Genomic DNA, 13,251 nt, shown 5'->3' on the forward strand with positions numbered 1-13,251 from the left:
CTTCCGCACCAAAAGTAAACCGGGTGTGTCATTTCACATCCGGTTTACGGGCTGCGCGCCCGAGGTTATCAGGTTTCCTTGAAGCGGTAACCCACGCCATAAAGGGTTTCGATCATCTCGAAGTCGTCGTCGACGACCTTGAACTTCTTGCGCAGCCGCTTGATGTGGCTGTCGATGGTGCGGTCATCGACATAGACTTGATCGTCATAGGCGGCGTCCATTAGCGCGTTGCGGCTCTTCACCACGCCGGGGCGCGTCGCCAGCGCCTGCAGGATCAGGAATTCCGTGACGGTCAGGGTGACGGGCTCGTTCTTCCAGGTGCAGGTGTGGCGCTCCGGATCCATGCGCAGCAGACCGCGGTCGAGCGCCTTGGCGTCGCTCTCCTTGGGCGCGGCGGCCGGGTCTTTCGGACAGGCCCGGCGTAGAACCGCCTTGACGCGTTCTACCAGCAAGCGCTGTGAAAACGGCTTGCGAATGAAGTCGTCGGCACCCATCTTGAGACCGAACAGTTCATCGATCTCTTCGTCCTTGGAGGTGAGGAAAATCACTGGCAGGTCGGATTTCTGACGCAGCCTTCGCAGGGTCTCCATTCCGTCCATGCGCGGCATCTTGATGTCGAGGATCGCGAGGTCCGGCTGGCTGGTGCGGAAGCCGTCGAGCGCTGACGCGCCATCGGTATAGGTCATGATGCGATAGCCTTCGGCTTCGAGCGCAATCGACACCGATGTAAGAATGTTGCGGTCGTCATCGACCAGAGCAATTGTGGGCATATGCCTGCTTTCCGAAGCGGGTGGCGAGAGGCGAACAATTCGACCGTCTGCCTTTGGTGTGGCTTTAAGAACGCAGTCAACGAGCAATGCAAGCGAGGCTGAAGTGTGACCGAGTTTCCGAAAACGCTCGAAGGACCTTGTCCTTCCTTCACCATCTGACGCTGTTCGATTGTCCAATTTAGCCTGAGACGGTGTTTTTTTCAAATTCGAGGACATAAGCCATGCAGCCAACCGCCAATTTCACCGCAGCGAACCTGACCCGATCACTGCTGCGTCGGAGCCGGCAAGGCGCGCTGGCGACCCTGATGGCCGGCAGCGGCGACCCCTATTGCTCCCTTGTCAATGTCGCAAGCCATTACGATGGCTCACCAATTCTTCTGATCTCACGCCTTGCCGTGCATACCAAGAATCTGCTCGCGGATCCCAGGGTGTCGCTGATGCTGGACGAGCGCGCGGCCGGGGATCCCCTCGAAGGCTCGCGAATCATGGTCGCGGGAACCGCTGAGGAGGCGGATGGGGAACTCAAGGCGGTTTTGCGGAGGCGTTATCTGAACGTTCACCCCTCGGCGGAGGGATTTGCGGATTTCAATGATTTTTCGTTTTTCCGGATTCGGCTGAGCGGCGTTCACCTCGTGGCCGGTTTCGGGCGGATCGTCGATCTCAAGCCGGAAAAGGTTCTGACCAGCCTCGATGGCGCGGAGGCGCTGGTTGCGGCCGAACAGAATGCGATCGAACACATGAACCGCGATCATCGCGAGGCCTTGAATCTTTACGCCACGCGATTGCTCGGCGCGGCGGCGGCCGACTGGCGCTGCACCGGCTGCGATCCCGACGGCCTGGATATGAGCGCCGACAGGCATGATGCGTTGCGTCTGGATTTTCCGCGGCGGGTCGCCACCCCGGACGAACTTCGCGTGATTTTGAAAGATCTGGCGGAGAAGGCCCGCGCGGCGACCTAGAGCCTTCCGCTTCTGATAGTATCAGAAGCGGGCTCTATGATTTGATTTGACGCGTTTTCTTCACGCGAACCGGTGCCCACTTCGCTTGAAAACGCTCTAGGCTCGATCCGGAAGTCGCCCTGGATTCGACGAGGAGGAATTTTCCGTGCCTGAGATAGGCGTGCGTAACGGCGCCTTCGGCGCCGATAAGTTTGGCCTCCAGAATCTCAAGGCCGTGTACTGGAATCCAGGCGCGCCGCAGCTTTATGAGCACGCACTGCGCTCGGGCGAAGCGATGGTGAATGCGGATGGCGCGCTATGCGCGGAAACCGGCATCTTTACCGGCCGCAGCCCGAAGGACAAATTCACGGTCCGCGATGCGGCCACGGATAAGAGTGTCTGGTGGGCCGGCAACCAGTCGATGACGCCTGACCAGTTCGCCGCGTTGTATTCCGACTTTCTCGCGCACGCCCGGAACATGACGCTGTTCGCGCAGGACCTCTATGGCGGCGCCGACCCCAATTTCCGTATCAAGACCCGCGTTTTCACCGAACTGGCCTGGCACTCGCTTTTTATTCGCACCCTGCTGCGCCGGCCGGAAACATCGGAACTTGCCGCCTTCGTACCTGAACTGACCGTCATCGACCTGCCGAGCTTCCGCGCCGATCCCCAAAGGCACGGCGTTCGCTCCGAGAACGTCGTGGCCATCGATTTCACACGCAGGATCATTCTCATCGGCGGATCGCATTACGCCGGGGAGATGAAGAAAAGCATCTTCACCACGCTGAATTATTACCTTCCCGATCAGGACGTGTTGCCGATGCACTGTTCGGCCAATGTCGGTCCCGGCGGCGACAGCGCGATTTTCTTCGGACTGTCGGGTACGGGTAAAACCACGCTGTCGGCTGATCCTGGGCGCACGCTGATCGGCGACGACGAGCACGGCTGGAGCAAGGACGGCATCTTCAATTTCGAAGGGGGATGCTACGCCAAATGCATCCGGCTGTCGCGGGAGGCCGAGCCCGAGATTTACGCCGCCTCGAAACGCTTCGGCGCGGTGCTTGAGAATGTCGTGCACGACGAAGTCACGCGCGTCCCCGATTTCAACGACGGCTCGAAGACCGAGAACACCCGTTCGGCCTATCCGCTCGAATTCATCCCGAACGCGTCGCTGACAGGTTGCGCCGGCCAGCCGAAGAATCTGGTCATGCTGGCGGCCGACGCTTTCGGCGTGCTGCCGCCCATCGCCAGGCTGACGCCGGCGCAGGCCATGTATCATTTTCTGTCGGGCTATACGGCAAAGGTGGCGGGAACCGAGCGCGACCTTGGCAATGAGCCGCAGCCGGAATTTTCCGCCTGTTTTGGCTCGCCGTTCCTGCCGCGCCATCCCGGCGTCTACGGCAACATGCTGCGTGCCCTGATCGCGAAGCACAACGTCGATTGCTGGCTGGTGAACACCGGCTGGACCGGGGGCAAATACGGGACCGGCCGCAGAATGCCGATCAAGGTGACGCGTGCCCTGCTAGGCGCCGCGCTTGACGGCTCCTTGCGCGGCGTTCCATTCCACGATGACAGGTATTTCGGATTCGCGGTTCCGACCTCGGTGCCCGGCGTCGAGCCGCATATCCTTGATCCGATCAGGACCTGGGCCGACAAGATCGAGTTCGACAGGACGGCGCGCGCGCTGATCGGCATGTTCCGGCAGAACTTCACCAAATTCGAGAACGACGTCGATGCCGAGGTCCGCGAGGCGGCGCCCGGCACGATGATGGCGGCAGAGTAATGTTGGGAACGATGAAGGCATGATCAGCAGACGAGGTTTGTGGCCTGTCGGTGCGGGGCTGGCCGGGCTTGTCGTCATGGGCCGGGCCGGCTTTGCGGTTGCCCCCGCCGCATTGCAGGACAGGTTTGTCGAGGAACTGAAACGGTTGGAAAATCAAACAGGCGGGAGACTGGGCGTCGCACTGCTCGATGCCGGCACCGGCCAGCACGTCGGCCATCGAATGGATGAGCCATTCCCGATGTGCAGCACGTTCAAGGTGCTGGCGGCGGGCGCCCTTCTTCAGGGCGTCGATGCTGGCAAGGAGGATCTCGCGCGGCGAATCTATTTCAATGAGGCCGATCTGGTGGCCCATTCGCCGGAGACTCGCAAACACGTCGGTCCGACCGGCATGACCGTTGCCGAACTGTGCAAGGCCGCGATAACGCTCAGCGACAACACCGCGGGCAATCTGCTGCTTGCGAGTATCGGCGGTCCACAGGGGCTGACGGCCTTCGCACGAAGGCTTGGCGACGAGGTGACGCGCCTCGACCGGATCGAGACCGAACTCAATGAGTCGGTGCCGGGCGATCCGCGCGACACGACCACGCCGAGTGCGATGGCCGCAAACCTGCGAGCGCTCGCGCTGGGCGATGTGCTGTCGGTGAAATCACGCACGCAACTTGTGGGCTGGCTGGTCGCAAATACCACCGGCGACAAGCGGCTGTGCGCCGGATTGCCGGCCGGCTGGCGGGCCGGCGACAAGACCGGAACCGGCGAGCGGGGGACTGCGAACGATGTCGCCGTGATCTGGCCGCCCGACCGCGCGCCCTTCGTCGTAACGGCCTATCTCACCGGCGCCACCGTCCCGGCGGATCGGCAGAATGCGGTCATGGCAGCCATCGGACGCGCGGTCACGACCGTGTTGGCCTGATTTTCGCGACCTGCGCGGGCCTCGGCTCGCTGAGGGTGTTGCTCGGGGTCGGACGATCGGTGATCTGCTGCCCGAACAGGCTGGCGAGCAATTCCACCGCGACCCGCGCGGTCCGCCCGCGCTCATCGAGAAACGGATTGAGTTCGACGATATCCACCGAACCGACCAATCCGGAATCGTACAGCAACTCCATCACCAGGTGCGCTTCGCGGTAGGTCGCTCCTCCGGGAACGGTGGTGCCGACGCCGGGCGCGATGCCGGGATCCAGGACGTCGAGATCGAAGCTGAGATGCAGCACGCCGTTGCGCGCCCTGACCCGCTCGATGACGCGATGAATCAGGACGGCCACGCCGAACTCATCGATCGCGCGCATGTCGGCGACGGCGATGCGACGGTCCTGCACCAGCTTCTTCTCGAGCGGATCGATCGAATGGATGCCGAACAGGTCCAGATGCGCCGGCGGGATGGAGGCGCGCGGCTCGTCGCCGAGCAGGCCATCAAGCCCGGACTCCCCGCACACGAAAGCGGCGGACATGCCGTGCATATTGGCGGTCATGGTCGTCAGCGGCGTATTGTAATCGGCGTGAGCGTCGAGCCACAGCACGAACAGTTCGCGTCCCTGTTCATGCCAGTAGCGAGCGACGCCGTTGATCGAACCCATCGACAGGCTGTGGTCGCCGCCAAGAAAGATCGGGATCGCGCCGGACCTCGCCAGATCATAAGCGCGCGGGCTGAGCGCGCGGATCCAGGTCTGGATATCGCGGTAGTTGTTGGCCTTGGCGGGAATTGCGTCGGTTGCCGGCGCGACCCCGGCGAGGGCGATGTCGCCGTGATCCAGCACATCGATGCCCAGGCTCTCCAGCACCGGCGTGATGCCTGCTGTGCGCAGCGCGGCCGGCCCCATCAAGGTGCCGCGTTGCGATGCGCCCATGTCGATGGGAACGCCGAGTAGCGCGACCTTTCGGCGATCGGTCATGGTCGTCATCGCACCAGCCTGCCGATCGCGGCGGCGAGCGGGCGCGCGGCGCTGTCATAGTCCGCCCATGCCTTGCTCTTTTTCAGAAGGTCGGGCGCGGTGCGGAGCGTGAAGCGTTTCGGATCGAGGCCGGTTTTTACCTGCGCCCAGTTCAGCGGCATGGATACGGTAGCGCCGGGACGCGCGCGCGGCGACAGCGGCGCGACCGCGGTCGATTTGGTGTCGTTGCGAAGATAATCGAGAAAGATCTTACCCTCGCGCTGCTTCTTCGACATGTTGATGAGATACTTGTCGGGTGCGTCAGCGGCCATTTGTTCGCAGACGGCCTGGGCGAACATTTTGGCCTGCTTCCAGTTCAATCCGTCTTTGGGCCCGATTGCAAGCGGCGTGACGACGTGCAGGCCCTTGCCGCCGGTGGTCTTGCAGAAGCTTTCGAGCTTGAGCGCCTCCAGCCGCTGCCTCATTTCCCTCGCTGCGGCGATCACGTCGGGAAATGCGACATCCGGCGCGGGGTCGAGGTCGAAGACCAGCCGCCCAGGCACCGTATATTCGTCTGGCGCGCAATTCCACGGATGCAGTTCGATGCCGCCGATCTGCGCCACCGCCGCCAGCGCCTCGACGCGGTCGATCTGCAGATAAGGCTTCCGGTCGTCTGACACCTTCGCCTGCGTGACCAGATCAGACAGGCCCGGCATGGCGTGGCGCTGGAAGAAGGTCTCACTGTGGATGCCGTCCGGCGCGCGCACGATCGAACACGGCCGTCCGCGGATGTGGCCGATCATCCAGCCGCCCACGGCCTCCATGTAGGCGGCAAGATCGTGCTTGGTGACCGGCCGCTTGTCGCCTGCGTCTGGCCACAGCGCTTTATCCGGATGCGAGATCGCAACGCCCATCACCGTCGAGCGATCGCGCGCCGCAGACGTGCGAGACTGCCGCGATGTCGTCGGGTCAGAGCGTGCGGCGGCGGCGGCTCTCGTGCCGGGCCGTGTGGCCTTCGGCCTCGCCTTGTCGAGCTTTAAGGCCGCCGCACGGGTCGGCATCTCCGCCGTGACCTCGCGCGCCGGCTTGTCCGCGCGCAGTCCCTTGAAGGCGGCTTGCCGGACCATGCCGTCATCGGTCCAGCCGGCGAATTCGATCTCGGCGACGAGTTCGGGCTTCAGCCAATGGACGTCGCGGCCGCCGGCCGGCGCGTTCTTGCCGGAGAACGGACTTTTCGATGCGGCCGCCGCCTTCAGCGCCGGCATGATGCGTTTCACGGTGTCGCGGCCGTAGCCGGTGCCGACGATGCCGGTATAGACGAGGCGGTCGCCGTTATGGACGCCGGCCATCAGCGAGCGGAATTTGTCGCCTGTTGTTTTCCAGCCGCCGATCACGACCTCATGGCCGGGGCGGCTCTTGGTCTTGAGCCAACTGCCGCGGCGGCCGGCGCGATAGGCCGCGTCGATGCGTTTGGAGATGATGCCCTCGAGGCCGGACTCGCGCGCCGTTGCCAGCATCTGTTCGCCGTCCACGTCGAAATGCTCCACATAGCGGATCGTTGCGCGGTTCGATTTCGCAGAGCGTCCCAGCAATTTGCGAAGCTGGTCCTTGCGCGCCAGCAGCGGCAGCGGGCGTAGATCCTCACCTTCCGTAAACAGCAGGTCGAACGCGAAGTACACCAGCGCATCCGTCCTGCCTTCGGCCAGCGCGGCCTGCATCGCCGGGAAATCCGGATCGCCATTGGCGTTCAGCGCGACGATCTCGCCGTCGATGAGGGCGTCCGGCAACTTCGCGGCCGCCTTCGCGATGGCTGGAAACCTGTCGGTCCAGTCAAGTCCCTTGCGGGTTCTGAGCGTGACCGCGCCGCTCTCGATCCGCATCTGGATGCGATAGCCGTCGAGTTTGATCTCATGCACCCAGCTATCCGCCGACGGCGGGCGCGTTGCCGCTTCGCAAAGCTGAAGTCCCGCGAAGTCCGGCATCTTGCTTTTGATCGCGTGAGCCCTGGCGGTTTGTGGTCTGCTTTCCTTCAGCGTCGTCTTGCCGGTTGAAGCGGGTTGTGCGCTCGCCTTTGCCGGCCGCCTCTCTGCCCTGGCGCGCGCTCTTGCTGCGACTCCCTTGTTCGAATCCCAAACCGCATCCGAACCCGCGATCCGCCGGGTCATCATGAAAGGCTCCGGCGCCTTGCCCTTGCCTTCGGCGATCTGTTCAAGGGTCCGGTTCGATGCAACCGAACGATCCTGTTTCAGCACATCCTCGCCGTCACCCGGCCTGGCGTAATCGTCGCGGTGCTTGATCAGCAGCCAGTTGGTGCGCTTTCCGCCGCTGCGGTCGTTCTTCATGCGCACCAGCACCCATTCGCCTCTGAGCTTCTCGCCCATCAGCGCGAATTTGAGGTCGCCCTTGGCGAGGCCCTTGGCCGGATCGTCGGCGTACCAGTAGCCGCGATCCCAGATCGCCACGGTGCCGCCGCCATACTGGCCTTTCGGAATGGTGCCTTCGAAGTCGCCGTAGTCGAGCGGATGATCCTCGACCTCGACGGCCAGCCGCTTCACGGCCGGATCGAGCGAGGGACCGCGCGTCACCGCCCAGGATTTGAAGACCCCATCATACTCAAGGCGGAAGTCGTAATGCAGTCGGGTGGCGTCGTGCTTCTGAATCACGAATCGCCGCTGCCTTGCGGGCGCGATGCGCGCCCCGCCGCTGGGCTCGGCGGTTTTTGAGAAGTCACGCTTGTTGCGATAGGTGCTCAGTTTTCGCGAGGGCACGGCGTCGGTTCCACCGAGGTCGGATGCGGGAAGGGGTGAGGCTCTGGGATCACGTCCTATTTTCTGACGCCCGCGCTTTTGCGCAGAGCGTCCTTGAGATCGATCGGCCTGCGTGCTTTTTCAGGAGGTCGGCGAACGCCTCGTCCGCCAGATCCTGAAGGGTCGCCATGCGGTCATGGCCCAGTTGCGTCAGCGCGGTCATGGTCTCGTCGTCGAAGGCGATCAGCTTGCGCATGTCCGCGTCCGGCTATCCGGCCTTGCGCCTTGCCGCGGGCGATTTTCTCGCGGCGCGCGCTTTGGCCGGTCGCTTCGCGGGCTCGCGCTTGGATTCCTTGGCGGCTTTTTTGCCTTCGATCGGAAACAGCATTTCGCGTTGACCTTCGACGCGCTTCTTTGACCTCTTGTTGGACCGCTTGTCTTTCGCGGCAGCAGCAGGGGTTTCTTTTCGCTCGGCGTTGCCGCCCTTCAGGCTCTGCCGCAAGGCGTCCATCAGGTTGATGACATTGCCTTCGGTCCTGGCCCTGGCTTTCGCGATCGGGTGGCCTGCCTTCTTCTGCTCGATCAACTCCAGCAGCGCGGCCTCGTAATGATCCTCGAAGGCCGTCGGTTCGAAGCTGCCGGACTTCTGCTCGACGATATGCGCGGCAAGGTCGAGCATGTCCCTGGTGATCTTCACATCCTTGATGTCGTCGAAGTAGTCGGATGCCTCGCGTACCTCGTAAGCGTAGCGCAGCAAAAGGCCGACCAGCCCGTTGTCGCGCGCCTGGAGCGCGATGACGTGCTCGCGGTTGGTCAGCACCACCCTGGCCAGCGCGACCTTGCCGGTCGCCTTGATGGTGTCGCGGATCACCGCATAGGCGTCATGTCCGACCTTGCCGTCCGGCACCAGATAATACGGCCTGACGATATAGAGATCATCGATCTCCGCGCGTGGCACGAACCGGTCGATATCGATGGTGCGGGTGGACTCCAGCGCGATGTTGTCGAGTTCGTCCTTCGTCACTTCAAGATAGGTATCGGTGTCGATCTTGTACCCCTTGACGATATCGTCGTTGTCGACTTCCTCGCCGGTCTCAGAATCGACCTTCTGATACTTGATGCGGTGCCCGGTCCTGCGATTGATCTGGTTGAAGCTGACCTTCTCGGACTCCGACGTCGCGGGGAAAAGGGCTACGGGGCAGGTCACGAGGGACAGGCGAAGAAAGCCTTTCCAGTTCGCACGCGGGGCCATCGGAGAACTCCATATGCAAGACACGCTAGGCAAGACACATTAATCCTGCGGCGCGCGAAACGTTCCGCGCGGCACGGTCGCGCCTACGGGCTTCCGTGTCGCCAGCTTTCTTTGTTTCTTCTTTGTTCCGTGCGGCGCCGAACGATCAGCGTGCGGTGCTGAAGGCGAACCAGATGGCGATGGCCGCGAGCGCCACCGCCAGCACGCGGCGGACGGTCCTTCGCTTGTCCGCCGTCCGGATCGCGCTTTGCAGGCGCGAGGCCAGCAGCACGATCGCGAGATGGACCACCGTGGCGACGCCGACATAGACAGCCGACAGCGTCAGCGTCTGCATCGCGACCGATCCCTTGCCGATCTGGACGAAGTCCGGCAGCACCGCGACATAGAACACCGCCGCCTTGGGATTCAGAAGGTTGGTGATGAGGCCGCGGCGAAACGCCTGCGCTGGCCGGATGTCGGGATCGCCATTGTTACCTGCGGAGGTCTCCGTTTCGCGTGCCCACGCCTCCCAGGCCAGCCAAAGCAGGTAGACGACACCGCCCCAGCGCAGCACCTCGTAGAGCAGCGGTGAACTGTCGATCGCCGCGCTGAGACCCAGCGCCGCCACCAGTCCATAAACGGCGAGGCCGAGAGCGACGCCGCCAACGGCCGCGAGGCCGGCGCGGATGCCTTGTGACAGCGACAGCGCGGCAAGATAGGCCATGTTCGGACCCGGCGTCATCTCGATGACGAGCGAGGTCAGCGCGAACGCGAGCAATCCGGAAAGATTATCGCCAAAGAGGCCGCTCGAAAACGCGCTAATGGGCTTCGTCCCAGTTGTCGGCGGCGCGGGCGTCGACCTGCAACGGCACCGACAGCAACACAGCCGGGAACGGCGCGTCCTGCATCACATGCTGCACGACAGGCAGCGTCGCCGCGACCTCATCGTCGGGCACCTCGAAAATCAGTTCGTCGTGGACCTGCAGCAGCATCCGCGCGGACAGATTCCTCGCCGCGAGAGCATCATCCATCCGCGCCATGGCGCGGCGGATGATATCGGCGGCCGATCCCTGCAAACGCGCATTGATCGCGGCGCGCTCGTTGAAGGCGCGATGCGACGGGTTCGGCGACTTGATGTCCGGGTAATGGCATTTGCGGCCGAACAGGGTCGTGACATAGCCGTGCTCGCGGCAAAATTCACGGGTCGCGTCCATGTAGGCGCGAATGCCGGGAAAGCGCTCGAAATACTTCTTGATGTAGGCGGCTGCTTCCTCGCGCGGGATGCCAAGCTGGTTGGCGAGGCCGAACGCCGAGATGCCGTAGATGATGCCGAAGTTGATGGCCTTGGCCCGGCGGCGGATTTCGCCGGGCATTCCCTGCACCGGCACGCCGAACATTTCCGACGCGGTCATGGCGTGGATGTCGAGACCGTCGCGGAACGCCTGTTTCAGCACCGGGATATCGGCGATCTCAGCGAGCAGCCGCAGTTCAATTTGAGAATAGTCGGCTGACACCAGTTTGTGTCCGGGAGCGGCGATGAAGGCGCGGCGAATTTTTCGGCCCTCCTCGTTGCGCACCGGGATGTTCTGCAGGTTAGGCTCGTTGGACGACAACCGGCCCGTGGTGGTGGCTGCGAGCGCATAGGTCGTGTGCACGCGCCTTGTCTGGGGATGAACGTATTCGGGCAGGGCGTCGGTATAGGTGGATTTGAGTTTTGAGACCTGCCGCCAGTCCAGGATCTTGCGCGGGAAGTCGTGGCCCTGCTCGGCGAGTTCGTCGAGGATCTGCGCCGAGGTTGACCATGCGCCGGTCTTGGTCTTGCTGCCGCCCGGCAGGCCCATCTTTCCGAACATGATCTCGCCGATCTGCTTCGGACTGCCGACATTGATCGGCTCGCCGGCGAGCTGCTGGATCTCGGCTTCCAGCCGGGCCGCGCTCTGCGCGAACTCGCCCGACAGGCGCGACAGCACCTGCCGGTCGATGGTGATGCCGCGCCGCTCCATTTGCGCCAGAGTCGCGATCATCGGCCGCTCCAGAGTCTCGTAGACCGTATTCATGCGCTCGGCGACCAGCCGCGGCTTGAGCACCTGCCATAGCCGCAAGGTCATATCCGCATATTCCGCCGCGTAAGCCGTGGCGCGATCGATCGCCACCTGATCGAAGGCGAGTCTGTTCCTGCCGCTGCCGGTCAGTTCGCCGTGGCTCACCGTGGCGTGGCCGAGCCAGCGCTTCGCCAGCGAGGCGAGATCATGGGAGCCGCGCCCGGCGTCGAGCGCGTAGGAGATCAGTTCGATGTCGTCGTGATTCTGCATGACGATGCCATGCTGCGCGAGCAGCACGGCGCTGAACTTGACGTTGAGGCCGATCTTCAGGTGGCCACGGGATTCCAGGATCGGCTTCAGGAGCTCCAGCGCATCGCGAATCGCGATCTGATCGGGCGCAAGCCCGGCGGCGAACAGTCCCGCGCTGTCGCCGGACTGCTTGTGGCTGAGCGGAATGTAGCACGCATGGTTCGGGGCGAGCGCCAGCGCGATGCCGGACAGCTCGGTCTGCATGGGATCGATGGTCGGCGCCAGGGCCTCGAAGGCGAAACTGCCGTTGTCATCGATGCGGGCGATCCAGTCGCGCAGCCGGTCGAGCGTGCGGATGGTTTCGTAGGCGTCGGGCCGGACCGGCAACGCGCGCACCGTTTCGAGGCGTGCGGCCGCAAGGGCCGCAGGCGTTTTCATCTTGGTGTCGCCTGTCGCTTTTGCCGTGCCGGCCGGCGTGCCCTTCGCGACGCTATCGCTGCTGCCGAACAGATCGCCGGTGAGGGCGGTTGCGGACGCCTTGGCCACCATCGCTGAGCGGCCGCTCGTGTGCTTCGCATCCGGCTCGATCTCGGCCGCGTTGACCTCGGAATAATCCGCGACGCGCTTCGTGAGCGTGGTGAATTCCATGGCCTTGAGGAAAGCGATCAGCTTGCGGGCGTCGGGCTCCTGCACCGCGAGATCGTCCAGCGGCACATCGAGCGCGACGTGGTCGTCGAGCAGCACGAGCTGCCGCGAGATGCGCGCCTTCTCCGCGTTCTCGATCAGCGCCTCGCGGCGCTTCGGCTGCTTGATCTCGGTGGCGCGGGCCAGCAACGTGTCGAGGTCGCCGTATTCGGTGATGAGTTGCGCGGCTGTCTTGACGCCGATGCCCGGCACGCCCGGAACGTTGTCGACGCTGTCGCCGGCCAAAGCCTGCACCTCGACCACCTTCTCCGGCGGCACGCCGAATTTCTCGATCACCTCGGCGATGCCGAGGCGACGATCCTTCATGGTGTCGTACATGGTGACACAGCCGTTGACGAGCTGCATCAGATCCTTGTCCGAGGAGACGATGGTCGCGGTCGCGCCGCGCTCGCACGCCTGCCGAACGTAAGTGGCGATCAGGTCGTCGGCCTCGAAGCCGATCTGTTCGAGGCAGGGCAGGTCGAACGCCTTCACCGCCTCGCGGATCAGCGCGAATTGCGGAATCAGGTCGTCGGGCGCGGGCGGCCGGTGCGCCTTGTAAGCGGGATAGAGCTTGTTACGGAAAGTCACCTCGGACTTGTCGAAGATGATCGCGAGGTGCGTCGGCCTGTCGTTCTTCGGCATGTCGCGCAACAGCTTCCAAAGCATGTTGCAGAAGCCGAGCACGGCGTTGACCTGCAACCCGTCGGACTTGCGGTTCAGCGGCGGCAGCGCGTGATAGGCGCGGAAGATGTAGGAGGAGCCGTCCACCAGAAAGACGTGCTTGCCCTGCAAAGTGGTCCCCGCCGCTTTCACCGGGGGAATCGTCGCGGGGATGATGGCCGGGATTTCGGCTGCGGCGGGCTTCTTCGACATGGCCGCAACTTAAGGAGTTTCCCGCCAAATGGCACCCCCGCGGCGTTCTCATGACCGACAAAATCG

General features: G+C 63.6%; 10 protein-coding genes. 3 read left to right on the forward strand and 7 right to left on the reverse strand.

What is annotated here, in order from left to right:
- Positions 1-68: 68 nt before the first annotated feature.
- Positions 69-770 carry a response regulator transcription factor gene (locus NWI_RS01815; protein ID WP_011313680.1) on the reverse strand — a complete coding sequence of 234 codons (702 nt, stop codon included), beginning with the start codon at positions 768-770 and terminating at the stop codon, positions 69-71.
- Between the two features lie 221 nt (positions 771-991).
- Here NWI_RS01815 and NWI_RS01820 point away from each other — a divergent pair, with 221 nt between their 5' ends.
- From NWI_RS01820 to bla, 3 genes are all read left to right on the forward strand, one after another.
- Entirely contained in the window at positions 992-1,729 is a 738-nt protein-coding gene (locus NWI_RS01820) for a HugZ family protein (protein ID WP_011313681.1), read from the forward strand.
- A gap of 145 nt (positions 1,730-1,874) precedes the next feature.
- Positions 1,875-3,491, forward strand: a complete 1,617-nt coding sequence (locus NWI_RS01825; RefSeq protein ID WP_011313682.1) for a phosphoenolpyruvate carboxykinase — start codon at positions 1,875-1,877, stop codon at positions 3,489-3,491.
- Between the two features lie 76 nt (positions 3,492-3,567).
- On the forward strand, positions 3,568-4,401 hold the full coding sequence (gene bla / locus NWI_RS01830) for a class A beta-lactamase (RefSeq protein WP_430691793.1): 834 nt from the start codon (positions 3,568-3,570) through the stop codon (positions 4,399-4,401).
- On the opposite strand, the gene rocF is transcribed toward bla, so the two are convergent.
- From rocF to polA, 6 genes are all read right to left on the reverse strand, one after another.
- A complete protein-coding gene (gene rocF / locus NWI_RS01835) occupies positions 4,382-5,386 on the reverse strand; it encodes an arginase (RefSeq protein ID WP_049750532.1) in 1,005 nt (334 codons plus the stop codon). The genes bla and rocF overlap by 20 nt on opposite strands.
- Entirely contained in the window at positions 5,383-8,124 is a 2,742-nt protein-coding gene (gene ligD, locus NWI_RS01840) for a DNA ligase D (RefSeq protein ID WP_011313685.1), read from the reverse strand. The genes rocF and ligD overlap by 4 nt, the downstream gene beginning before the upstream one ends.
- 49 nt (positions 8,125-8,173) lie before the next feature.
- A complete protein-coding gene (locus tag NWI_RS17825) occupies positions 8,174-8,359 on the reverse strand; it encodes a hypothetical protein (protein ID WP_011313686.1) in 186 nt (61 codons plus the stop codon).
- A 12-nt stretch (positions 8,360-8,371) separates the two neighbouring features.
- A complete protein-coding gene (locus NWI_RS01850; RefSeq protein ID WP_011313687.1) occupies positions 8,372-9,355 on the reverse strand; it encodes a Ku protein in 984 nt (327 codons plus the stop codon).
- A 145-nt stretch (positions 9,356-9,500) separates the two neighbouring features.
- Positions 9,501-10,076, reverse strand: a complete 576-nt coding sequence (locus NWI_RS01855) for a LysE family translocator (RefSeq protein ID WP_049750610.1) — start codon at positions 10,074-10,076, stop codon at positions 9,501-9,503.
- Positions 10,077-10,152: 76 nt separating this feature from the next.
- Positions 10,153-13,185, reverse strand: a complete 3,033-nt coding sequence (polA, locus tag NWI_RS01860) for a DNA polymerase I (protein WP_011313689.1) — start codon at positions 13,183-13,185, stop codon at positions 10,153-10,155.
- Between the last annotated feature and the right edge of the window lie 66 nt (positions 13,186-13,251).

It is taken from the genome of Nitrobacter winogradskyi Nb-255, assembly GCF_000012725.1.
GTDB classification, from domain to species: domain Bacteria; phylum Pseudomonadota; class Alphaproteobacteria; order Rhizobiales; family Xanthobacteraceae; genus Nitrobacter; species Nitrobacter winogradskyi.